This window comes from Rhodococcus sp. LB1, assembly GCF_001583455.1.
Classification (GTDB): domain Bacteria; phylum Actinomycetota; class Actinomycetes; order Mycobacteriales; family Mycobacteriaceae; genus Rhodococcus_F; species Rhodococcus_F opacus.
In genome coordinates, this window is the sequence record NZ_LTCZ01000035.1 from 74,710 (window position 1) to 98,502 (window position 23,793).

19 protein-coding genes are annotated in these 23,793 nt (G+C 65.2%); 7 read left to right on the forward strand and 12 right to left on the reverse strand.

Annotation, left to right across the window (positions count from 1 at the left end):
• Nucleotides 1–125 precede the first annotated feature (125 nt).
• Together AZG88_RS07045 and AZG88_RS07050 are read right to left on the reverse strand one after the other, a co-directional pair.
• Nucleotides 126–1,742 (reverse strand): amidohydrolase, encoded by a 1,617-nt coding sequence (locus tag AZG88_RS07045; RefSeq protein WP_061697310.1) that lies wholly within the window; start codon nucleotides 1,740–1,742, stop codon nucleotides 126–128.
• 36 nt (nucleotides 1,743–1,778) lie between these two features.
• Complete coding sequence (locus tag AZG88_RS07050; protein ID WP_061697311.1) at nucleotides 1,779–3,149, reverse strand: MFS transporter; 1,371 nt, start codon at nucleotides 3,147–3,149, stop codon at nucleotides 1,779–1,781.
• 123 nt (nucleotides 3,150–3,272) lie between these two features.
• Between AZG88_RS07050 and AZG88_RS07055 the strand changes: the two genes are divergently transcribed.
• Entirely contained in the window at nucleotides 3,273–4,202 is a 930-nt protein-coding gene (locus tag AZG88_RS07055) for a LysR family transcriptional regulator (protein ID WP_226955571.1), read from the forward strand.
• 9 nt (nucleotides 4,203–4,211) lie between these two features.
• Here the strand turns inward: AZG88_RS07055 and AZG88_RS07060 are convergent, their stop codons facing one another.
• Entirely contained in the window at nucleotides 4,212–5,066 is an 855-nt protein-coding gene (locus AZG88_RS07060; protein ID WP_061697349.1) for an alpha/beta fold hydrolase, read from the reverse strand.
• Nucleotides 5,067–5,135: 69 nt separating this feature from the next.
• Between AZG88_RS07060 and AZG88_RS07065 the strand changes: the two genes are divergently transcribed.
• Nucleotides 5,136–5,738 carry a CGNR zinc finger domain-containing protein gene (locus AZG88_RS07065; protein WP_025433378.1) on the forward strand — a complete coding sequence of 201 codons (603 nt, stop codon included), beginning with the start codon at nucleotides 5,136–5,138 and terminating at the stop codon, nucleotides 5,736–5,738.
• Nucleotides 5,739–5,805: 67 nt separating this feature from the next.
• On the opposite strand, the gene AZG88_RS07070 is transcribed toward AZG88_RS07065, so the two are convergent.
• The 5 genes from AZG88_RS07070 to yddG all read right to left on the reverse strand — a co-directional run bounded on the left by AZG88_RS07070 (nucleotide 5,806) and on the right by yddG (nucleotide 11,121).
• Nucleotides 5,806–7,164 (reverse strand): styrene monooxygenase/indole monooxygenase family protein, encoded by a 1,359-nt coding sequence (locus AZG88_RS07070; RefSeq protein WP_061697312.1) that lies wholly within the window; start codon nucleotides 7,162–7,164, stop codon nucleotides 5,806–5,808.
• Between the two features lie 28 nt (nucleotides 7,165–7,192).
• Nucleotides 7,193–8,608, reverse strand: a complete 1,416-nt coding sequence (locus AZG88_RS07075) for an LLM class flavin-dependent oxidoreductase (RefSeq protein WP_061697313.1) — start codon at nucleotides 8,606–8,608, stop codon at nucleotides 7,193–7,195.
• A complete protein-coding gene (locus AZG88_RS07080) occupies nucleotides 8,605–9,843 on the reverse strand; it encodes an acyl-CoA dehydrogenase family protein (protein WP_082833250.1) in 1,239 nt (412 codons plus the stop codon). The genes AZG88_RS07075 and AZG88_RS07080 overlap by 4 nt, the downstream gene beginning before the upstream one ends.
• A gap of 169 nt (nucleotides 9,844–10,012) precedes the next feature.
• Nucleotides 10,013–10,483, reverse strand: a complete 471-nt coding sequence (locus tag AZG88_RS54945; protein WP_269455029.1) for a hypothetical protein — start codon at nucleotides 10,481–10,483, stop codon at nucleotides 10,013–10,015.
• Nucleotides 10,474–11,121, reverse strand: coding sequence for an aromatic amino acid DMT transporter YddG (gene yddG / locus AZG88_RS07085; protein WP_269455030.1), 648 nt, complete (start codon nucleotides 11,119–11,121; stop codon nucleotides 10,474–10,476). The genes AZG88_RS54945 and yddG overlap by 10 nt, the downstream gene beginning before the upstream one ends.
• Nucleotides 11,122–12,289: 1,168 nt before the next feature.
• Here yddG and AZG88_RS07090 point away from each other — a divergent pair.
• Nucleotides 12,290–13,651 (forward strand): MFS transporter, encoded by a 1,362-nt coding sequence (locus AZG88_RS07090; protein WP_061697315.1) that lies wholly within the window; start codon nucleotides 12,290–12,292, stop codon nucleotides 13,649–13,651.
• A 3-nt stretch (nucleotides 13,652–13,654) separates the two neighbouring features.
• On the opposite strand, the gene AZG88_RS07095 is transcribed toward AZG88_RS07090, so the two are convergent.
• On the reverse strand, nucleotides 13,655–14,341 hold the full coding sequence (locus tag AZG88_RS07095) for a GntR family transcriptional regulator (protein WP_025433379.1): 687 nt from the start codon (nucleotides 14,339–14,341) through the stop codon (nucleotides 13,655–13,657).
• A 388-nt stretch (nucleotides 14,342–14,729) separates the two neighbouring features.
• Here AZG88_RS07095 and AZG88_RS07100 point away from each other — a divergent pair, with 388 nt between their 5' ends.
• The 4 genes from AZG88_RS07100 to AZG88_RS07115 all read left to right on the forward strand — a co-directional run bounded on the left by AZG88_RS07100 (nucleotide 14,730) and on the right by AZG88_RS07115 (nucleotide 20,187).
• Nucleotides 14,730–16,124 carry a protoporphyrinogen/coproporphyrinogen oxidase gene (locus AZG88_RS07100; RefSeq protein ID WP_061697316.1) on the forward strand — a complete coding sequence of 465 codons (1,395 nt, stop codon included), beginning with the start codon at nucleotides 14,730–14,732 and terminating at the stop codon, nucleotides 16,122–16,124.
• A gap of 48 nt (nucleotides 16,125–16,172) precedes the next feature.
• A complete protein-coding gene (dapA, locus tag AZG88_RS07105) occupies nucleotides 16,173–17,066 on the forward strand; it encodes a 4-hydroxy-tetrahydrodipicolinate synthase (protein WP_061697317.1) in 894 nt (297 codons plus the stop codon).
• 3 nt (nucleotides 17,067–17,069) lie between these two features.
• A complete protein-coding gene (locus AZG88_RS07110; RefSeq protein ID WP_061697318.1) occupies nucleotides 17,070–18,557 on the forward strand; it encodes an alanine/glycine:cation symporter family protein in 1,488 nt (495 codons plus the stop codon).
• A 118-nt stretch (nucleotides 18,558–18,675) separates the two neighbouring features.
• The gene (locus AZG88_RS07115) at nucleotides 18,676–20,187 is read left to right on the forward strand and encodes an aminobutyraldehyde dehydrogenase (protein WP_082833251.1); all 1,512 of its coding nucleotides are present in this window, start codon (nucleotides 18,676–18,678) and stop codon (nucleotides 20,185–20,187) included.
• A 405-nt stretch (nucleotides 20,188–20,592) separates the two neighbouring features.
• Here the strand turns inward: AZG88_RS07115 and AZG88_RS07120 are convergent, their stop codons facing one another.
• From AZG88_RS07120 to AZG88_RS07130, 3 genes are all read right to left on the reverse strand, one after another.
• Nucleotides 20,593–21,060 carry a sugar ABC transporter substrate-binding protein gene (locus AZG88_RS07120; protein ID WP_025433382.1) on the reverse strand — a complete coding sequence of 156 codons (468 nt, stop codon included), beginning with the start codon at nucleotides 21,058–21,060 and terminating at the stop codon, nucleotides 20,593–20,595.
• 35 nt (nucleotides 21,061–21,095) lie between these two features.
• Nucleotides 21,096–22,433: a DUF3500 domain-containing protein gene (locus AZG88_RS07125; protein WP_061697319.1), complete on the reverse strand. Its 1,338-nt coding sequence runs from the start codon at nucleotides 22,431–22,433 to the stop codon at nucleotides 21,096–21,098.
• Nucleotides 22,434–22,501: 68 nt separating this feature from the next.
• On the reverse strand, nucleotides 22,502–23,611 hold the full coding sequence (locus tag AZG88_RS07130; protein WP_231913854.1) for a DUF3500 domain-containing protein: 1,110 nt from the start codon (nucleotides 23,609–23,611) through the stop codon (nucleotides 22,502–22,504).
• Between the last annotated feature and the right edge of the window lie 182 nt (nucleotides 23,612–23,793).

Here is a 23,793-nt window from a genome sequence, read left to right on the forward strand (position 1 = left end):
CGACAGGGAATGTCGGAAGTTCGGTGGATTTGATGCTGGCGCAATCGTTACCAGAGACAAGGAGAGCCTGCGGACCGGTGGGGCGAGTGAGCGCAATGGTGCACTCGCCCCGCCGGCCCGTCGTCTCAGTCTCGCGCGTACACCTCGACGCCGCCGACAAACGTTGATCGGACACCGATTTTCGAGATCTGGTCGTGCGGTACATCCAGCGGATCCTCGTCGAGGACCACGAAGTCGGCGAGCCGGCCTGCGGCGAGTGTGCCCTTGCGGTCTTCCTCGCCGGTGGCAACGGCTGATCCTGCCGTGTAGATCGCGAGGGCTTCGGTCGGCGAGACTCGTTGCGACGACCCGACGAGGGCACCGTCCCACCCGGTTCGAGTGACCATGCTCTGCATCGCCAGGAGGGGTTCGACTGCTCCACAGGGGAAGTCGGAGGACCCCGCCACGGCCACTCCGGCATCGAGGAACGCCCGGTGGGCAAACATCCGCTCTACCCGGTCCTCGCCGTACCAGTCGATCAGATGGCTTCCATGTTGATGGACGTAGTTGCCGAAGGGGACCGCGATCGCGGAAAGCTCGTTCATGCGTCGCAAGATGTCCTCGTCCACCACACTGCAGTGTTCGATGCGGTGCCGCAGTCCGGGTCGCGGCATTTTCTTCTGCGCGGTTTCGAATTCGTCGAGGACGAGCCGGATGGCGCGGTCGCCGTTGGCGTGGACGCAGACTCGGTTGCCGTCACCGTGCACCTTCTGGACCACCTCCGCGAGTTCCTCACGGGTGAGCACCTGGATGCCGTGATGCCCGGTGTCGTGGTCCGGCTCTTCCAGCAGGAGGGTTCGTCCCCCGACAGCGCCGTCGACGAGCGCCTTCACGCCGACGAAGCGCAGGTAGTCGTCGCCGAAACCCGAGCGGAGGCCGAGCCGGTGTACTGAGTCGTAGTGCTCGGCGGCGAGAAGGAATCCGACACGCATCGTCAGCAGGCCCTGCTCGCGAGCTGCCTCGAACAGGCGGACATCCGCGGGCCCGGCAAATGCGTCACAGACCGATGTCAACCCTGCTGCGTGCCAACGGCGAATCACAGTCCCTAGCGCTGCTATCCGCTCGTCGAGCCCCAACTCCGGTACGACCGTCCTCCCGTCCACATCGCCCTGGGCGTAGGCGAAATCGGTGAGAGCGCGCTCATAGAGAATGCCGTTGAGCCGACCAGTTCCGTCCCGTCCGAAGTCACCTCCGCTGGGCGGCTCCGAATTGTCGGTGATACCTCCCGCGGCGAGCGCTGCGGAGTTGACCACTCCCCAATGACAGGCGACATGGAGGACGATCGTGGGAACGTTCCCGGTGACGGTGTCCAGGTCCCAGCGGGTCAGAACGCGACCTTCGGGCATCTTTGCGTCGTCGTAGCCCACCGCGCGGACCCAGCCCTGTGCAGGGTCGTCCTTGGCCGCGGCACCGACTTTGTCGAGTAGCTGCGTGAGCGTGGATGCGTGCGCGGGTGACACGTCGAGCTTCAGTTCGTTCTCGGCGGCCATAGCGAGGTGCAGGTGTGCGTCGTGAAATCCGGGTGAGATCACGGCGTCTCCCCTGTCGTCGACCCATGCGGTGGGGAACTGTCGGTGCAGATCGTCGGAGTCGCCGAGCGCAACGATACGGTCACCGATCATCGCGATCGCGTTGGCGGATTCCGCAGCGGAGGTGAGGATTCGACGTCCGCGAACGATGCGCGGTCGTGCGGGTGTATTCATGATGTGCTCCTTGGATCGTGGTGGTGATGGTGGTGTTCAGTCGACTTCGGCAACGACGTGACGGTCGGTCGCGACGTTGAGGCCGACATCTGTGCGCTCCGAGTGAGGGGCGGGCCGAGTTCGCGTTCGCCGGGCGAGCAGGACCACACACGCCAAGGTGAGCAAGGTGAGTGCCACGTGGTACGACGCCACCATGGCGATGCCGCTGCCGGCGAGGAGCCACTGAGCGATGAACGGCACCATTCCGCCGATCAACGTTGCCGACAACTGGTAAGCCAAAGAGATACCGGTATAGCGGATCCGGGCGTCGAACGCTTGCGCGAGAAAGCCGGCCAACACGGCAAAGTACGCCGGACTCGTCAGAGCACCGAGGGCGAGGCCGACGTAGATCAGACCAATCTCCCCTGTGCTGACCAGCGCATAAACAAGCGGAGTCAAGATCACCGTGGCGACCAGCGCCGTCACCATGACTCGCGTCCCCCCGAAGCGATCCGCCAGGAGTGCGCCGATGGGTTGGACGAAGAACTGCACGACCGTTGCCAGCAGCAAAGCCGACAAGATCGTCGATCGGCTGACACCCAGGTCCGTGGTCGTCCACGCAACCATGAATGTGCCCATGAAATATGCCCCACCGACACCGATCGCCGCGGCTCCGATTCCGAGAAGGAGCGGGACGGGAGCGGTTCGGACGGTTTCGAGTGCCGGCGCCTCGGAAATTTCCCCATGCTCCTTCGCTGCAAGGAATTCCGGTGATTCCTCCACACCGATTCGAATGATCAACCCGACCAGAAGCAGTACCGCCGAGAAGAGGAATGGGATCCGCCAGCCCCAGGAGGCGAAATCGTCGGCCGGGAGTGTGCTGACGCCCAGAAAGGCCAGGGTCGCCAAGATGTTGCCGACGGGCGATCCCTGTTGCGCGAAAGCGCCGAACAGCATCCGTCGGCCGGGCGGCGCGTGCTCGGCGGCGATCAACACCGCACCACCCCACTCGCCGCCCAACGCGAGTCCTTGAACCATCCGGAGCAGGATGAGCAGAACTGGGGCGGCGATGCCGATCGACGCATATCCGGGCAAAAGTCCGATGGCGGTACTGGACAGACCCATCAGGACGAGGGTGGTGATCAGCGTTTTCTTCCGGCCGATCCGATCGCCGAGATGGCCGAAGACCACACCCCCGAGAGGACGGGCCAGGAAACCTGACCAGAACGTCGCGAACGAGGCGAGCAGTCCCACGGTCGGCGATGCCGACGGGAAGAACACAGGCCCGAAGGCGAGTGCGGCCGCGGTACCGAAGATGAAGAAGTCGTACCACTCCACCGTGGTGCCGATCAGGGCGCCGAAGCCTGCTCTCCGAGCCCCGCGAAGGTTCGGGACGGCCTCGGAATCCGGGCCGGATATAGCGTTCATGCCTTCTCCTCGAAAGAAACGGAGCCATGAGCCGGCTCACAGTCACGTGCGTGGAGATAAGTGTGAAGAGTGCTGCTATAACCGTCCAATATCCATTTCGCAGCAGGCCAATGCCTAGGAGGCATGGTGGAGATTCGTGTACTTCGATACTTCCTCGCGGTCGTCGACCACGGGTCGGTTACGGCGGCCGCCCGCGCGGTGAGAGTGGCGCAACCCTCGCTCTCGCGGCAACTTCACAATTTGCAGCAGAAGCTGGGTGTCGAGTTGTTTCGCCGCGGACCGGGCGCCTTACGGCTGAGTGTCGCAGGCGAACGTTTCCTGCCGCTCGCGCGCGACCTCGTGGCGCGGGCCGACCAAGCGAGCTCAGTACTCAGGCACCTCGCCCGAGGCGGCGACATCCCGCTGACGATCGCGGCGCCGGCGACCACCATCGCCGACGTCCTCGCACCGTATCTCGCTGGTCGATACCTGAGGTCAGGACTGAACGACATCATCGAACGGGATACCCGCACCGTGTACGACGTGGTCCAGCGCGGAGATGCCGACATCGGCATCTCGACGTTCCCTCCACCCGGGTCGATGGAGACCCGAGTCATCGGCCGCGCCCCGGTGTGCGCGCTGGCATCACCGGAACATCCCCTGGCCGGACGGACCCAAGTCCCCTTAGCCGACCTCGCTCGAGAATCGCTCATCCTGATGCACCGCACCAACGCCGCCCGACTCGCATTCGATACCGCCACCGCAGGCCAAGGGCTCGCCTACGTCGACCCCCGAATTGTGTCGGTGACATCTGTGGCCAGAGCACTCGCCGCATCGGGCCAGGGGGTTGCCGTACTGACCGACCAACCGCTCTTCGACCTGGTTCGAGTGCCGATCCGGATCCCCGAGGGCTTCCTTGCCGTCACCCTCTATGCGGGCTGGGATCCCGAACACTTCGCCGCGCCCGCAGTGTCGGCACTCGTCGATTCGATCACCGACTACCACCGAAACGTCCTGACGCCGACGGCGGAAATCACGATCGCCGACCTACTGCACACTCCCGACCGACCGTGACACCGGCACTCACTGCGCGAGGAAGTCGGCGAGAGCCTGCGCCACGAGGTCGGGTTCGTCCTCGGTGAGGAAGTGCCCGGCTCCGGGGACGAGCGTCGCTCGCGCCCCGGGGATGCGGCCCGCGAGATCGTCGGCGAACGAACGGTCCAGCCATTCGTCGTCCGCACCCCACAGGATCTGCACCGGCACCTTCACGCTGCCGAGTTTGTCGACGACCTCGAGGGTGTCGCGTTCGTCGAAGTATTGGACCTGGTCGAGGTAACGCTGCTGCCCGCTGGGACCTGCGAAGGGACCGAGGTACGCCTCCGCGACGGACGACGGCAGCCGACGACGGGTCGCGGTGTCGAGGTGCGCCTCGGTGATCCGCTGGAAGATGTGCGTCGGCATCGTGCGGTACACGTCGAGGTGGCGTTGCATGTGCTGCGCCACCGGCGTCACCCACGGTGAGAGCACCGCCGCGTCGAGGAGGGCGATGCGACGGACCGGGACTCCCTCGACGAGGTGTGCCCGGAGCACCGTCGCCGCACCGATGTCGTGGCCGACCAGCACAGGCTGGTCGAGCCCCCAATGCTCGACCAGCCGGGCGAGCACGCGCGCGTGCGTGCGGATCGCCACCGGCTCGCCGGGAACCGGCGGCGAGTCACCGTAGCCCGGAAGGTCCCAGACGTACACCGTGTTCCGCTCGGCGAGGCGGGGAATCACCGCGCGCCACAGATACGACGACGAGGGCGTGCCGTGCACGAGAACGACGGGCGGGCCGTCGCCGGAGACTCCGGCCGCGACGGTGGCCCCGTCCACCGTCAGCCGGTCGGGCAGGCGCCACCGGTCGGTGTCGGCCGTGTTGGAGATCTGCTGTCGAGTCATGATCATTCTCCCGAGACGTAATGGTTAAACTGGCTTGGCAACCATTACGCTAGACGGAGGATGTAAGTGATACAACTGACTTTCACCGATTACACCTTCGGGGCATCGGTGGCGACTGCGCTCGTCCTCACCGCCCCGGAGGTGCTCGTCGCGACCGGTGACGCCCTCACCGACGGCGAGTCGCTGCACGCTTTCCTCACCGAGCACGGCATCGTCCCCGGCGACCGGCCGGCGACCGGCGCCGATCTCGACGAGGTTCGTGCGTTGCGGACACGCGTACGCGACATCGTGGCCGCGCCGAACGAAGAGGCGATCGTCGACGGGGCCAACCAACTCCTGCGCGTCGCGCGCACCGTCCCCTTCCTCGGGCGCCACGACGGCGCATGGACGTGGCACCTCGAGACCGCACCCGAGTCGACCCTCGCCGACGACCTGGCCGTCGTCATCGGAACGGGCCTGCTCGGAACCGTGGCTTCGCTGGGACCGAACCGGTTCCGGTCGTGCGAATCCCCCTCGTGCAACGGAATTTTCGTCGACACCAGCCGGGCGGGCCGGCGCCGGTTCTGCATGCCCCAGGTATGCGGAAACCGCGTCAACGTGGCGAACTTTCGCGCCCGACGCCGTCGCGAACAGCAGGATCGCCCCGGAACGGGCCCCACAGGCGCCGGGTGAGGAGTCGATGTCGATACGACCACCACCACCGGCGCCGGGTCATCGTGTGGGAACAGCGAGGAGTTGCCTAGGCTCGGGCCGCCGCGGGAGACGCGGTGAACCCGGCGCTCGGCGTGAACCGTGCCAGCACGTCGTCGGCAGGTTCTCCGGCCGCGGCGGCGATGAACGCGAGAACGTCCTCCCGGGTGTCGAGACCGATCAGCGTGTCGGGTTCGGAGAGGAACCCGAACAGGGCCGCGGCAACCGGTTCGCTCACGGTCGCCGCCGGGAACAGCAATTCGGCGTGAACCGCGTACTTCGGGTCGCCGAGGAACAGCCGGGTGACCTCGGCGGCCGCGTGGCCCCGTGTGTTCCAGTGCTTCTCGAACTGCTCGGACAACCAGTCGGCGGTGAACTCGCCGTCGTGCCCGCGTGCCGCCTCGACGAGCGCGGCCACCTGCACGGCGGTGTTCTGGGCGCCCTGTCCGGCGAGGGGATCGAACGCGATCGCGGTGTCACCGATCGCCGCGACCACGTGGCCGCTCCTGGTCGTCCCGACCGCGCGCCGCACCGTCGGGGTGACCGCCCCACTCAGCCACGAGTGCGGGTCGGACTCGATCACCTGCAACCGCTCGATCTCGGGGGCGTCGTGCGGGAAGTAGTCGCGGTAGAAGTCGACGACCGTCTGCCGCGCGGAGTGCACGTCGGTGACCGCCGCGAACCGCTCCTCCCACGGGCTGCCCGGTTTCGCGAAGCCGAGGAAACTCCATGTGGCGCCGGCGTCCTTGTGCAGGTACGGGCCGAGCCAGGCCTCACCGAAATCGGTGTGCAGGTTGAAGAGATTGTGCGCGCCGCCCGCCGCGGACCGGTAGCCGAAGGTGTCCGGGCCGTGCCCCAGGCCCTGCAACGTCACCAGCAGCAGTCGGCGCTGCGGTTCGCTGTACACGGTCCGTTCGGCGTCCACCGGGAACAGCGTGGACAGCCCGCCCTTTCCGGTCGCCACGAGCGTCAGGTCGTGGTCGGCGGCGATCGCGTCGAGGTCGCCGGGGTTCACCGCTTGGACCTCGAAGCGGCCGCCGCGATCGAGGAACCGGCCGAGCCGGTCGTCGGCCCGCAGTCGCACGTCGACGCCCTGCGCGACGTACCGGAAGTCGGGGTCGAATTCGAGGACGTCGGCGCGGGTGTCGCCCTCCCCCGTGTGCAGACGGGTGCTCATCCCGGTCGAGTGCGGACCGTCGGCGTAGAGGTCCTCGATGATGCGGGCGTCGGCCTCGCGGGACTTGCCGAAGTAGACGGCAGTGCCGGTGGCCGGGACGTCGTTGCGCAAGGCGTCGCGGTCGCGGTCACTGTAGAGGGTGACGGCGAAACCGGCGTCGACGAGGCCGAGCGCGGCGGTGGTGCCGGCCAGTCCGGCTCCGACGACGGCGGCGGTGCGGGGTGTACTCATGGGTCCTCCCGGTGGTTGTGGTGGTCGTTCAGGTGTTCGTGTACGCGCGGTAGCGGTCGGTCCGCGTCGAGAGGTCGCCGCCGAGGCGGTACCGCGCGCCCCGGTGGTCGCTGGGAAGCCGGTCACCCTTCCCGAACAGCTTGTGGCGCAGGGTTCCGTCGGTGTAGCCCGTCGGGTAGGCACCACGCGCCTGCAGCGCCGGCACGACGTGGGTGACGACATCCTCGAACGATCCCGGCGTGATCGCATACGCCAGGTTGAACCCGTCGACGTCGGTGTCGGCCACCCACTCCTGCAACTGGTTCGCGACGGTCTCACCGGAGCCGACGAACCGCGGCCCGAGACCGCCGATGCTCGCCCACTCCGCGATGTCGCGCACGGTCCACTCACGGCCGTCGTCGGCGGCCTCCTGGAAGGCGGCGACCGCCGACTGGATGGCATTGCTCTCGACGTTTCCGATCGGGTCGTCGAGGTCGTACCGCGACAGATCGATCCCCATCCAGCCGGACGTGAAGACCAGCGCGCCTTCGAGGTCCGCGTATCGCCGATACTCCTCCTGCTTCGCGGCCGCGGCCTCGTCGGTGCTGCCGGTGATGACGGTGGACAGCGCGTAGATACGCGCCGAATAGGGGTCGCGGCCGGCGTCCACGAGGGCCTGCCGGATCCGTGCGACGGTGTCCTTCAGCACCCGCTTCGACGGTGGCCCCACGAAGATCGCCTCGGCGTTCTCGGCGGCGAACCGGACACCGCGCGGCGACGCCCCCGCCTGGTAGATCACCGGCGACCGCTGTGGTGACGGTTCCGACAGGTGGATGCCCGGGACCGTGAAATGTGTTCCGCGGTGGCCGATGTGGTGCACCTTCTCCGGGTCGACGTACACGCCGCGGTCGGTGTCGCGGACGACGGCGTCGTCTTCCCACGAGCCTTCCCACAGCTTGTAGAGCACCTCGAGGTACTCGTCGGCGTGGTCGTACCGGGTGTCGTGGTCGAGTTGGTCGGCGTCACCGAAGTTCCGGGCCGCGGACGGCAGGTAGCCCGTCACAACGTTCCACCCGGTTCGCCCCCGGGTGAGGTGGTCGAGGGTGGACAGTCGCCGCGCGAACGGATACGGGTGCTCGAATCCCGTACCCGTGGTGATGCCGAAACCGAGGTGTTCGGTGACCGCTGCCATCGCCGAGACGAGCAGCAACGGGTCCGCGACCGGGATCTGGGCGCCCTGCCGTAGCGCAGCCTCGTCGGTTCCGCCGTAGACGTCGTAGGTGCCGAGCACGTCGGCGATGAACAGGCCGTCGAACAGCCCGCGTTCGAGGAGTCGGGCGAGGTCGGTCCAGTAGCCGAGGTCGGTGTAGCGGTGCGACTGGTCGTCCGGGTGCCGCCACAGGCCCGGCGACTGGTGGGCGACGCAGTTCATGTCGAACGCGTTGAAGCGGATCTGCCGGGTCATGCCGGCGCGTCCGTGTCGCGCACGCTCTGTCGCTGCCCGGCGCTCCAGGCGTACGGCAGCGGATCACCGTTCAGGACGTACGCCCCCACCGACTGCTGCTTGTAGATCAGAGGGTTGTGGGCCGAAATGGTGCGTGCGTTGCGCCAGTGCCGGTCGAGACCGAGTTCCGAGGAGGTGATCGACGCGCCACCCACCTCGAACAACTGCGCGGTCGCGTCGAGGACGAGGCCGATCACCACGGACTGTGCGCGGGCTGCGGCGGCCTCGGCGCGGTCCAGGAGCTCAGGGTCCTCACCGCCGGCGTCGAGCAGGCGGTCGAGGTCGTCGGCGACGGCGAGCACGGTCGCGCGGGCACCGTACGCGGCGGCGGACAGCTTGCCGATCACCTGCTGCACGAGCGGGTCGTGCCGGGGCAGGTCGGCAGCCGCGTGGGTGAACGTGCGGGTGCGGGCACGAACCCATTCCGCCGTGTCCGTCTCCGCGCGGCGGGCGATCCCGGCGAGGACGGCCAATTGCACGAGTTGCAGGTAGGACGTCGCGTAGGTGCGGCCGGGCGCGCCGTATCCGGGCCCGAGGATCCGATCCTCGGGCACCACGACACCTGAGAACGTGGTCGTACCGCTTGCGGTGAGCCGCTGTCCGAAACCGTCCCAGTCGTCGGTCTGGGTCACGCCCGGAGCGTCGGCGTCCACCAGAACCGACACCCGCTCGCCGTCGCGATCGGCCGCGACGAGGATGTGATCGGCGTAGAGACTGCCCGTGCTGTAGTACTTCACGCCGTCCAGGACCCAGGTGCCGTCGTCGCGGCGGCGCAGCGTCGTCTGGTACCGGTCGGCGGCTCCTACCCCAGGTTCGGTGATCGCGTTGCCGACAAGTGTTCCCTCAGCTGCCGCGCGCAGCCAACGCTCGCGGCTGACGGTCGGGTCGGCGAGGCGCTGGTCCTCGACGAAGCTCCAGTGCACCCGAAGCGCCTGGGGCAGATTGGATTCCGCGGCGGCCAGATCGACAAGCAGACCGAACAGCTGTCGGACGGACGCGCCGTACCCACCGAACTCGACGGGGACGCGCAGGGCACCGAACCGCGCGTCGCGAAGCAGACCCACCTCGTCGAAAGGCAACCGGCGATCCCGTTCCCGGCCCAGCGCGCCCTCGGCGATTCGGTCGAAGATCGGATGGAACCGACCTTCCAGTTCGCGGTCGGTCACTGCCTCGGCCTCGATCGTTGAACTGCTCACGTGCCCTGCTCCTCGGTGCGTCGACGATGTCGACACCACCATGGGCGAACCAAGCGCGTGGGGGCACTACTTACGATCGCAGAGAGTCGAACGCGCCTGGGGGCGCTACACGTAGACGAGGATGGGGTCGTAGGCCGTCCCGCCGCGGCACGGCTCCCGCGCAGCTACGCTAGCTTCCCGACCCGACGTCGATCGGCACACGAGGCGCCGAACGGTGATCACTGGCGATGGTTACCACGCATTCCACTCGCGTACCGAGAAGTGAACGAACGACGGTGGGCTCCTCGATGCCCTTCTCGTCGAGAGGCTGCTCGTCGATACTCTGCTCGTCGATGCTCTGCTCGTCGAGTGCCCCGCTCACTATTGGACCTTCGACGGTTGCCTTCGGTTCGCGCGTCGCCAGCCAGCACAGGATTGCCCCGAGGCACACCACAGCAGTTCCGACCCAGAACGTGAGACCGAGTGCCGTGGCCAACATCAACGATGAGAACGCGGCGGACAGTACGGGCGTGAAGTAGGAGGCAGCGGCGAGCAGTGTCATGTTTCCGCGAAGAATTCCGACATTCCACAGGGCGTAGCCGAAGCCGATCGCGCACGCCGCCACCAACGTCGCCGCGATTGCGGTGAAGCTCAGATGCATCGGCTCGTGATCCGAAAGGAGGTACATGCACACCAGAACGACACGGCCGTCAGCACGAAGAACGGAGTGATGCCGTTGTTCCCGTTGGCGAACATCTTGGTGACGGTGCAGTAGCCCGACCAGATCACTGCGCCGGCGAACGCGAGCCCATAGCTCAGAGGATTCGAGCGCACGTTGTCGACGGTGCCTGCGACGTCCAGTCCGGCGTCACCGCCGAGAACGACTGCAATGCCGACGACCGACAGTACGATGCCGGGCAGGATCAGGCGCGAAGCCTTCTGTCCGGCGAACACGATCGCGAACACCACCGTCAGGCTCGGCCACAGATAGTTCACGATTCCGACTTCGATTGCCTGCCTCGGAGTGTCCGCCAGTCCGATTGCGAGGGCAAAGCACACCTCGTACGCGGCAAACATCACGGCACCGGTGACGAGATACGTCCGGCTGAAGTCTTTGAACTTGGGCCATCCGACGGTCAGCGACAACAGAATCGCGCAGCACGAGTAGATCATCGCAGCGCCGCCGATCGCCCCCAGGCTATCGGTGACCAGACGAATCATTCCGACCATCGAACTCCACAACACAATCGCCAACAGCCCCGCCGCGGTGGCACTTCGGCTCGACTTGGTCGCTCTCACAACAACACTCCTCCTCTTCCCTGCTCGTGAACTCTCGGTGACACCGTCACTCGTACCGATTCGACCGGAATGCAACGAGTTTCGGGCGCTCGCGCTAGTCGCCGGGAAATGAACTGTCACCGCAACCCAAGGTTCGTGGTTGCACACCGGCGGTCGATGACACCGCCGCTTACATTGCGGTAATACGAATGTAATCTGTGATCACATATGTGACAAGGTCGACGATGCGTGAGACACACCACTGTCGGGATGCGGAACGTTCAGACCGATTGCACTCGCACAGATTTCGGCTCTCGAGCACCGGAGGAACTCAGAATCCGGGCAGGAACGAGACATGAATGCTGTTGGGACGTCCGCGTAGCCGGTGTCAGGCGTCATCGGACAAGACACGCGTAAAGCGGATGAGAACCGCCAGATCGGCGTCGCACTCGCGACACCGTCGAAGAGTCGCGCCCCGTTCTCGTAGTTGGAGACGACGGCGAGGAAGTCGGCCCCGAGGTCTACACACGCCATCCAGCGATGGGGTTGTTCATACGATGGCCCATCCGCGACACCATGGCGACTGCCCGCGGCTCACGGTCCCCTGCGACGGTGAGCGTCGCAACTTTCCCGAGAAGCGTCTACAGCACGGGGAGACCGCTGCCGTCGGGAGAGGACGAGCCGACGGCATGCACGATTCCCGAACGCTCCGGACAACTGAGCGTGAGCGTGCAGGTCTGGCTCATTTCGGACTCCTCGATGTTGATATATCAGTGCAAGGCTACAGGGTTATCAGCATCGCGCAAGGTAGAGGGGTCGGGAGATGCGATACCGGAGCCGCCGCGTCACCCCGCGGCCACGCGCGTCCAGGTCGCATGAAATCACATCGAGGGTTGTGTGATCTGTGATCTCATCCTATTCCCTGTGACGAGGCGCACATCACATCGGCGTGATGGTCTGACCCACGATCGCCGGCGTGGACGGAGTTCGATCTTCACCGCGTCTCGTGGTGCAGAGTCCGCTGCCATTCCGTGCACCGCGATTCACCAGAGCGCCAGTGCAGGACCGTCGCGCTCGAAGCTCGACCCATCTCTTTTCACATCGACCGCGACAGGCACCCCGAACCCACGTCGTACAGGGGTCCCACGTCAAGCCAAGACCGACTGAAGACGTCAACGAGGAGCTCGATATGGTCACCAATCCGCTGGACGACGCGCCACTGTCCAGGTTTCACAAGAAGCTCGCCGTGTTCTCGTCGGGAGGGCCGTTCCTGGACGGATTCGTCCTGTCCATCATCGGTGTCGCGATGATCCAGATCGCGGATCAGTGGGGCCTGTCATCCGTGGAGCAGGGACTGGTCGGCGCATCGTCGCTGATCGGCATTCTCCTCGGTGCGTTCGCCGGCGGTTGGTTGACCGATCGTTTCGGGCGAGAAGTCTTGTTCACGGTCGACTTGATCGCGATCGCCGCGTTTTCCGTCGCACAGTTCTTCGTCCAGGACGTGATCTGGCTGATCGTCCTTCGCCTTCTCATCGGCATTGCCGTCGGCGCGGACTACCCGATCGCCACGTCGCTGCTGACCGAGTTCACCCCTCGCAAGTACCGCGGTCCGTTCCTCGGCGCGTTCGTCGCCATGTGGTTCGTCGGCGCTGCCGCGGCGTACGTAGTGGGTCAGATTCTTGCCGAAACAGGAAACGACAACGCCTGGCGCTGGATGCTCGCCGGCGCCACGGTGCCTGCAGTTCTGATCGTCGTAGCCCGCGTCGGCACTCCCGAGTCACCGCGTTGGTTGGTAGGCAAGGGCAGGATCGACGAAGCCAACAAGGTGCTGCGTAAGGTGTTCGGACCCGACGTCTCCGTCGCCGACCTCCCCGCGGAGGACGAGAACAGCGTCAGCGTCAAGGAACTCGTCCGGTCCGGATACGGAAAGCGGATGGCGTTCATCACCCTGTTCTGGACCTGCTCGATCGTCCCCTTGTTTGCCGTCTACGCGTTTGCGCCGGCCATTCTCAGCGCCCTCGAGCTGGAAGAAGATGCGGCACATATCGGTTCCGCCGTCATCACGATCCTGTTCCTGGTCGGATGCATCATCGCCCTGTTCCTCGTCAACCGCATGGGACGCCGCCCCCTCCTCATTCACAGCTTCCTGTGGGCCGGTCTGGCACTGCTGCTGATGGGAGTGTTCCCCGAGGCCCCCACCTCGATCATCATGGTCTTCTTCGCTGCCTACGCCGTACTGATCGGCGGGACGCAGATCCTGCAGTGGGTGTACCCGAACGAGCTCTTCCCCACCGAGATCCGTGGCACCGCAGTAGGCATGGCCTCATCTCTCAGCCGCATCGGTGCAGCTGTCGGAACTTTCCTCGTACCACTGTCCCTCAGCGGCCTCGGCATCGGCGCGACGATGCTCATCGCAGCGGTGATCACGTTGCTCGGAGCGGTCCTGTCCCACTTCTGGGCACCGGAAACCCGAGGACTCTCGTTGACCGAGAGCGCCTCTCTCGGGATCGCCGGCTCACCGGTATCGCCCGCACGAGCGTCCCGGTCGTAACATCTACGCCTGCTCCCGGTGTTGCGCTTCGAGGAGAGCCCGGATTCGACCCGTCGCGTTGACGAGCGAATCGTGATTGACGCTCGCAGCTGCGACGTCGTCGCCTCGAAGCGCAGCCTCGACGAGACGCTCCTGAAAGACCAACAACGACTCGACGTCCCCCGAGTCCAGCGTGCCCCGGGCACCGACGATCTTGTATGCCCTGCAGTGGTGCCACAGATTGCGAATCATGGTGACGAGCACCGGGTTATCGCTCGCACGATAGAGAATCGACAGGAGCTCCTCGTCGTGATCCAACAATTCGACGACACGGCCCTCGACGATCGCGACCCTCATCGCCTCTAATTCGGTCTTCATGTGCTCGGCGTCGGCACGGGTGATTCGAGTGGCACCGAGCCGGGCAGCCTCGACCTCCAACAACAGTCGGACGTCGTAGACATGGACCAACTCTGCGAAGCTCAGTCCCTTCACGACGGCACCCCGGTGCGGGACCCGCTCCGCGAGACCTGCCTCCTCGAGCCGGCGGATGGCTTCTCGAACCGGCATGACACTCGTCCCGACCTGGGCCGCGAGGTCGCGGATGCGCAGTCTCGTCCCGGCAGGCATATCGCCGTTCATGATCGATTGATGGATCATCGAGTACACCTGATCCGTCAGGAGAGTCGGCTCGACTTTCTGCGGAACGGTCACCTGGGCGATCCTAGCGGGGCCTGAGCAGGACTCTCCCTGACGCTGAATCGCACGGATCGCAGCTCGTTCGCCCTCACGAGTAACCGGTTCCATCGCAGTCATATGGCCCTCGCCCTTCGCCCTGATCTCGACGTAGCCCTGTCGGGCCTTCGCGCACGATGCGCCGCCGATCACATCATCGGCTTGTGTGATCTGTGATCACACTTTATCCTCAATGGAGCGGGTATGACCGGCATCACTGTTTTATCCCGGAGAACGACGCGTCCGGACTGCGTGTATCGCACGCAACCACTGCACTGCAGGTGCGCGCGTCCCGATTCACAACTTGCCACGAACACGCCACCAACCCCCGGCGAGAGACATGGCCCCCAGTGAAGGAGATATCGAAGTGCGAGATGTAGTTGTAGTCGGTGCCGGCCTCGCCGGTCTGTCAGCAGGCTGGCGGTTGCGTCACTGGGACACACTTGTCCTGGAGTCCGAGGAGCGCGTCGGCGGACGTATCCGTTCCGAACGTCGCGGGTCGTATTGGCTGAACTGGGGCGGCCACGTGTTCGCCGGTCCCGGATCGTCCACAGAAGCCCTGCTCAACGAGGCCGGAGTGATGTCGGTCGACATCCCAGGGTCGCTGCAGGCCCTCGCGATGAACGGGAAATTCCTCCGCAAGGGGCACATCGCCACATATCCGTTCCGGATCCCGATGTCGCTCTCGGCTCGCGTGGCAACCATGCGCGCCGGTATGAAGGTCGTTGCAGGCGTCGGAAAGTACACCGGAGTGGTGCGCAAGCGCGCCGGTGAGTCCGGAGCGATGCGCCAGCAGCGGATCTACGACTTCGCGAACGACGAATCCTTCCTCGACTTCGTCGGGGACTTGCCGGAGGACGCGGCTGCGCTGTTCAGGACCACCGTCACCCGGTCCGCTGGAAACATGGACCAGATCTCGGCGGGCGCGGGCATCGGATACTTCAGCCTGGTGCTCGGCTTCGGGCAGGGCCTCAGCCGCGGCATCGTCGGCGGGCCGTCCACACTCACCGAAGCCCTCGCCGCCTCGCTGGGCGACCGCGTTCAGCTGGGTGCCGCGGTTCAGGAGGTCGTGCACAAGAAGGATTCGGTGATCGTTCGCTACCGCCAGGACGGACGCGACCACGAAGTCGAGGCGCGAACGGTCGTTCTGGCCACGACCGCGGACGTGTCCCACCGGGTCGGAGTCGACCTGCCGCAGGAGCTGCGCGACGCGCTCTCGCAGATCAAGTACGGCCCCCACGTCAGCTCGGCGTTTCTCACCGACGAAACGACGGCGCAACCGTGGGACGACATCTACGCCATCGCCGCCCCCAAGCGTTCGTTCGCCATCGCGCTCAACCAGGCAAGTATCGTCCGCGGCACCGAGTCCGTCCGGCAGCCCGGCGGCAGCTTCATGACGTTCTCGCCTGCAGCACTGGGTAGCGCACTGCTCGACAAGAGCGACGACGAAGTGGTGAACACTCACCTCGCCGACCTCGAGCAGATCCTCGGGCCCGGGTTCTCCGACACCGTCGTCGAAGCCAAGGCCGCACGGTGGAAGAACGCGTCGCCCTACAGCTTCCCCGGTCGCGCCAAGCTTCAGCCCACATTGACGCGCGGTGCCGGCCGAGTCTTCCTGGCCGGCGACTACCTCGGCACCCTCTACACCGAAACGTCGATCACCTCCGGGTTCTCCGCCGCCCAAGAAGCGGCCAGTGTGCTCGCCACCCACCGGCAGACCCGTCAACCCGGCGAGCTCACCGTGCACCCCGTCAGCGCCTGACACCGTCCCACACCAGAACACTCGTCAACGATCTAGGAGTTAATTTCGATGTCCACGCAACTCAGCGGTGTCCTCACCGCCTTGACCACCCCGTTCGACGCCGACGAGCTCATCGACATCTCCAAGCTCGAGACTGTGGTGGACCGCTCGATCAAGGCCGGCGTCGACGGAGTCGTCGCCGCAGGATCGACCGGTGAGGTCGGGGCACTGTCGTCGGACGAACGCCTCCGGCTCGTCGACACGGTCATCGAACACGCCGACGGCCGGGTCCCCGTCATCGCCCAGACCGGTGCCACGACGACCGCCGAGGCCATCCGGCTCTCCCGCGCCGCCGAAAAGTCGGGCGCCGACGTGCTCATGCTGATCACACCGTTCTACGAGCCGCTCTCGACCGACGAGACGGTGGCGTACATCAAGGATGTCGCTTCCGCCGTGGAGTTGCCGGTCATGCTGTACAACATCCCCGCGGTCACGGGTGTGAACCTCGACCCCGGCACTGTTCGCTCGCTGGCCGAAGAGGTCGACAACATTCGGTACATCAAGGACTCGAGCGCGAACTGGGAACAGGCACTGCAGCTGATCCACCACCACAGCGACGTGATCGGCACCTTCATCGGCTGGGACTCGTACATCTACAGTGCTCTCGTCGAGGGCGCCGCCGGAGTCATGGCCGGTGCCGCCAATGTCGTTCCGGACGAGATCGTCGCAGTGAACCGGCTCATCGCCGAGGGCGACCTGCACGGCGCCCTCGCCACATGGAAGAACCTGTACCCGGTGATCGACGCGATGATCTCCGTTCCCTTCATCTCCGCCGTCAAGGCAGGTCTCGCGCTGCGGGGAGAACCGGTAGGAGCGCCCCGCCGGCCCACTGCAGAACTTCCCGCAGCTCAGGTCGAGAAGATCGGACAGGCACTGAAGACCCTCGCAGGGCGGACAGGGTAAATCATGGCAAGCCTGGACTGGGCCGAGATGCTCACGACCGTGGCGGACGCCATCTGGGGACCGATGGCCTACGTGGTCCTCGGCCTCGGAGTGGCGTACACCGTCGCAACCAGAGGCATTCAGTTCCGACGCATCCCGGACATGATCCGACAGCTGAAGGAATCCAGCGAAGGCGAGGGAGGACTGTCCTCCTTCCAGGCGCTTGTACTCGCGCTCGCCAGCCGTGTGGGTGTCGGGAGCATCGCCGGTGTCGCAACAGCAGTCGGCGGTGGCGGACCGGGTGCCCTGCTGTGGATGGCCGTGACGGGACTGGTCGGTTGCACCGTCGGGTATGCCGAGGCAACCCTCGCGCAGGTGTTCAAACGTCAGGTCGAGGACGAGGACCGGAAGAAGGCCAACGAGGACATCGGCGGCATGCCGTACTACATCAAGTACGGACTGAAGCTTCCCAAGGTCGCAGGCCTCGTCGCGTTCCTCGGGCTGGTCGGCTACGGCTTCATGTTCCCCGGATTCCAGGTCAGCACCATTGCCTCGAGCGCGGAGCTGGCATTCGGAACACCGACCTGGATTCGGGCAGTGCTCATCACCGTGCTGATCGCTCTGGTGATCTTCGGAGGCACCACTCGAATCGTCAAGGTCACACAGACTCTTGTACCGATTCTCGCAATCGGGTACCTCACATTGGCGCTGGCGGTGATCGCCGCGAACATCGAGAACGTGCCGGAAGCGATCACGCTCATCGTGAACTCGGCGTTCGGTATCGACCCTGTGCTGGGCGGCATCGCAGGCGCCGCAGTTGCATGGGGCGTGCGCCGGGCAGTCTTCGCATCGGCGAACGGAATCGGTGAGGCGACGTTCGCCGCGGCGGCGGCGCGGACGTCTCATCCCGGCAAGCAGGGTCTCGTCCAGACGTTCAGCATCTACATCGACGTGCTGCTGATCTGCATGGCAACAGGGCTGATGATGGTGGTGTCCGGGCAGTACAACGTCTCCGATGGTTCGGGCGGCTACCTCGTCCAGAACATTCCGGGCGTGGAGGCCGGTCCGAACTGGGTCCAGAAGGCCATCGACACGTTGGTGCCCGGGTGGGGCGCAGCGTTCATCGCAGTAGCCGTGTTCCTGTTCGGCTTCACCTGCCTCATCGTGTACTACTACGTAGCCAACTCGAACCTGTTGTTCCTGTTGAACGGGCGGAAGGGGCCGGTATCCAAGCTGGTCCTCAAAGTCGGCACGCTCGCGATCGTGTTCGTAGGCTCCGTCGTGAACGCAGGACTGGTCTGGGCGATCGGCGATATCGGGCTCGGGCTCATCGCCTGGGTCAACCTGATGTGCCTGGTACTGCTCTTTCCGCTCGTCTACCGGGTCTACCGCGATTACGAACAACAGAAGAAGCGTGGACTCGACCCCACGTTCGATCCCACATCGCTCGGCATCGAAGGAGCCGAGTTCTGGGAATCGAACACCGTCACCGGACACAGCGTCTCTCGCTGAGTCGTTTGCCGCACCCGTCCGTCACGCGATAGCTGATCACCCAGCGCAACCCCGTTGCGGGCCGGTGCTTCTCGCGCCGGCTCGCAACATCTCAAGTCGATTTTGGAGGTTCATCCAGATGCCCAACACGACCCTCACCGGACATGTCGCCGTCAGCCGAGCACCTGGAGGTTCCTTGAACGTCCGGGACTACCTGCCGCCGACGCAGCACTACATCGCAGGAGCGTTCGACGCCGTCGACAACTCCGGTCCCCGCACTGACGTCGTCGACCCGAGTACCGAACAGGTCATCGCCGCGGTACCCCAGGGGACCGCGGCCGATGTCGACCGAGCGGTCGCAGCCGCGGTCGCAGCCAAGAACGACTGGGCCAGAATTGTTCCCAAGGACCGCTCGCTACTGCTTCACCGCATCGCGGACCGAATCGAGCAGAACGCCGAGGTGCTGGCGCGCCTCGAATCTGCCAACACCGGAAAACCTTTCGAAGTCTCGAACGACGACGTCGCCGGTACCGTGGACACCTTCCGGTTCATGGCGGGCGCGCTGCGTGCGACCACTTCGATGGCCGCCGGAGACTACGCCGAGAACCACCTGTCGGTCATCCTGCGTGAACCGCTCGGTGTCGTCGGCGTCGTTACCCCGTGGAACTATCCACTGCTGATGGCGGCGTGGAAGATCGCCCCGATCCTCGCAGCCGGAAACACGGTGGTCATCAAGCCGTCCGAACAGACCCCCCTGACGACACTGAAATTCGCCGAACTCGTCGGCGACCTGCTTCCGGCGGGCGTGTTCAATGTGGTGTCCGGACTCGGACCGACCGTGGGAGCGCGGCTGGCCGAGCATCCCGACATCGACATGATCGCCCTGACCGGATCCGTCGGCAGCGGCAAAGCCGTCGCGCGCGGGGCCGCAGACACGCTCAAGCGCGTCCATCTCGAACTGGGCGGCAAAGCACCCGTGGTGATCTTCGCCGATGCCGATCTCGACGACGCCGCGGTGTCATTGCGTGCGGCGAGCTACTGGAACTCGGGCCAGGAATGTGGCGCAGCATGCCGGATTCTCGTGCACGAGTCGGTCGCCGAGGAGTTCACCCGGAAGCTGGTCGAACAGGTGAGCACGTTCGTGGTCGGCGAGCCAGGAGCAGGCGACACCGTGGAAATCGGGCCCCTGGTCTCGAAGGCGCACTTCGAGCGGGTCACCGCATATCTGGAACGTGCTGCGCAGCAGGGAATTACAGCGGCAATCGGTGGAGCTGCACTGGACGGGCCCGGGTACTTCGTCGCACCGACCGTGCTCGTCGGAGTACCCGACGGCGCCGAATGCGCTCGCGAAGAAATCTTCGGGCCGGTGGTCACCGTCGAGACGTTCACCGACGAGGACGAGGCGATCCGCCGCGCGAACGACGTTCCGTTCGGCCTCTCGGCATCGATCTGGACCGAGAACGCCCGCCGCAGCCACGAAGTTGCCGCGCGGATCGACGCCGGAACGGTGTGGGTCAACTCCCACCTCGTGCTGGCCAACGAAGTTCCGTGGGGTGGCTTCAAGGGATCCGGCTACGGACGCGACCTGTCGATCTATGCACTCGACGACTACTCGCGCACCAAGCACGTCATGCACAACCACGGTCGATAGTTCATCCTGAGGTTCGTCCTGCCCGGCCTCGACCGTCGTGCGAAACGTGGCGCCCGCCCTGTTCTCCGAGTGGGGCGGGCGCCACAGTCGTACCCGGCATCGTCCACCTGAGGGGGCGGGGCCCCGCCGTCGATATCGCTGCCGCTCACACCATCTGGACAAGATCGGAGTAGTCATGAAGTCCACCGCTCTGACCACACACCTCTACGCGCCCTCGACCGATCTGTGGGATTGGCAGATGAACGCCACGTGCCGGAGCATGGGAACCGATCTGATCTTCTCCCCCGCAGGTGAGGGTGTGACTTCGACGTCTCTGCGGCGCAGTGCTTGTGTGGAGAACAGGCCTCCGAAGCCGATGCCGACGGCGGGCGGTGGTGCGTGCGTTTCCGGTGATGATTCCTCCGTTCACGGCTGGAACTTGTTGCCCCAGAGGTTAGGGTCGTCGACGTTCGCCCGTGTGATGAGCTTCGGCTCTGCGAGCTGCTGCTTCGGCACCTGCTTGCCGTCGAGAATCTCGATGAGCGTGCGCAACGCCAGCGCTCCCATGATGTAGGGGTCCTGATCCATCGCTGCGTCCTGTGACCCGTCGCGGATGCGCTGTAGCGCGAGCGGTGTGCCGTCGATGCCGATGAGCGGAATGTGGCCTGGCTGCCCGGAGACGATGCCGCGGACCATCTCGTCGTTGTGACTGAACAATCCGTTGATCGAGGGGTTGGCGGTGAGGTTGTCCACCGTCAGTGACAGGGCTTGGGTGGCTGTCCACTCCGAGTCCCGGCCGATCACTGAGATACCGGGCGACTGCCCGATGCCCTCGGTGAAGCCGTCGCCGCGTCGGATTCGGCCCCCGCCGCGGTCCGCATCGTCGATGGGCAAAGAGCTACGACCATACGACGGTGGCCCACTCCTCGTCAGTGGTCGAAGGCCAGGTGCAATGCGAGGAGGTCCTTCCCGTAGTCATTGCCGTTGGGGGTACGGATGATGGCGTGGATGTGACGCTGAGTCATCCCGGCAGGCCACCCCATCGCTTTTCCGATGGGCCCGAGGTCCTGGGAGTCGAGCTCGATGAGGAGAACTGGGCTGTGGACGCGGTAGTACATCGGTACGTCGTCGGCGGTGCTGCCGTGCCAGGAGAAGTGGGTCTCGTCGACGTGCGCCCTGGCCTCGACCATCTTGACCTCGGCGTGACCCTCGTTGACGTTTCCGACAAACAGCTCGACGATCGTCCACAGCTTCGCCAGTTGTGCGGAATCGAGTTCGCTGGCCTTGATGCCCTCGTAGGCCATGACCGCGTTGTCCGAGTACGCACCGGCCGTCAGGTCCCTGTCGCTGGTGGCGCTCGTGGTGATCGCCACCGACTGCTGGTCCGGGCTCAGCGAGCGCACGAGGTCGTATCCGGCCGCGAGCTCGTCCTGGAAGCTCTCCGTGCCTTCGTACTTGCTGCCGATCTCGAAGTTGGCGACGGTGGGCTCGGACCCCATGAAGGTCGGGGTCATGACAACCTGGTCGCCGAGGACGAAGTAGTTGATCACCAGGTGATGACCTTCGAACTGCCAGCCCCACGGCTCCGTGCCTGACGGGGTTCCCATAATGGTGAGCCAGTACAGTTCGTCGTTGAACTTGTCGGTCATGTTGGCCAGCTGCCCTCCGTACAGGTTGAGATGCCGTACCTTGTCGGCATTCTCGAGCCCGCGCGCACTCATGCCCGCCGCCAGGACCGACAGCGCCTTGGTGCGCTGGTCCTCCGTCATGTCCTGCAGGCTTATGCCTGCGTCCCGGCTCCCGTCCACGTTGGTCCACAGGCGCCACTGGTCCTGGGTGTAGTCGGACACCCCCACGGGGAAGGTGATTGACGTACGCTGCGCGTCCGTGAGGGAGGCAAGCCATGCCTCGGCCGCGGCCACGACTTCCCCCGTGGACACGCCAGTCTGGTGGATGCTGTAGAGGTCCGTGATCACGGTGCCGTCCGTGGTCACGCCCACGAATGAGTCCTTGATGCCCTGGCCGCCGCCACCTCCGGGCCCACCGCCCGGCGCACCCGGGGACGCGGCAGACGCACTGGCCATCGATAGATCCGACGACGCGTCCGATCCGCACGCGGCGAGCATCGTGGAGAACGCGGCGCCCCCCGCCAATGCGAACGCCTGAGTCATGAACCGGCGACGCGAAACGAATCCAGGCGAACCGGGCTCGTGGTGACGGTGTCCGTGGACATGCGAACCTTCGCGGTCGCTGCGTGATCCGGTCATAGAGAGTTCCTTTTCCAGTGTTGTCCAGCCTCACGATGGCGAGGCTGCCTTTGCGCTCGTTGAGCGGCTCAGCTCGGCGGCGCCATGCCACCTCGCCCGGCAGGCCCGCCGGTGCCTCCACCCATCTGCGCAGCTGCCTGCTGTTCGACGCTGCCCGCGTAGTCGTTCGTCGGGTCACGGTAGATCGTGTGGATGTGTCCCCAGCCCGCCGTGACATAGCCTGCGACGTCGGTTCCGGTCGATGACTGCTGGTTGGCGAACTCGATATACACGTCCGGACCTGAGATCTGGAAGTAGATGCCACTTCCCTGCGTCATGTCGTATGCCGTCGCACCGGACCAGTTCACGTATGTCTCGTCCAACGACGATTCGATCTTGTCGAGAGTCTCGGCCGTCGTCTCCGCGTCCGACATGCCGGCCCACTTCGAAATCAAGGCCAGTAGGCACTGTTTCTGCTCGTCATTCAGATCGGAGCCGGCTATGCCTGTTCCTGTGGGGAAATCGCAGGTGCTACCGGGAGCACACACGAGGTCTTCGACGGCCTCACCCTGATACAGCTGGCTTCGCTGTTCCTCGGTCAGGCTGTCGTAGAAGGCAAATGCGGCCGTGTAGATGCCGTCGAACGGTTGCACCTCGTTTCCGCCGGCATCGGCGTACACCGCGGGCTGGGCGCCCAAGTGCGTCGGCGCGAAGGTGATGGTGTCCTCGGCACCGCTCAGAGTGGCGTTGATACCGAGGTGGTGCCCACCGAATTGCACCTCCCACGCGCTCGTGTGCGACGGGTCTCCGAAGAAAGCAATGTAGTACTGGCCGAGCGCGATTTGTTCTGTGTCGCTCGCGTTTTCTCGTAGAAATTCGTCACCGCCCATGATGCCGGTCACCGTCGCATAGGCTTCGTCACTCAGCAGTCCTTCCAGGACCGTGAGCGCGGCAGTGTGTTGCTCCTCGCTCAGGTCGGTGAGGTTCAGCCCGGCGCGGTCCACGATGGTCACCGGGAAGTTAGACCACGACGTCGATTTCGTTTCGTCATCGTAGGAGTAGGTGACCTGCTCGCGTTGCTCCTCCGACAGTGTCTGCAGGAATGCCTCGGCGGCATCAGCGGTAGCAGCAATGGTCTCGACTGTTGTCGTCGAATCCGCGCTTGTCGTGGAATCGATCGCGTCAGACGCGTTCGTCATTTCGGACGATGCAGTCGTATTCGATCTCGTGTCACTCGATTTCGCTGTGTCGTTCGCGCATCCGCCGAGCACGAGACCCCCAACCAACACCAAGGACGCCAGAGCAGTACGGCCACGGTTGCCAACGGTTGCTCGGTATATGAATGAACTGTGGGCCGCATGGCACGAATGAACTGTGGGTC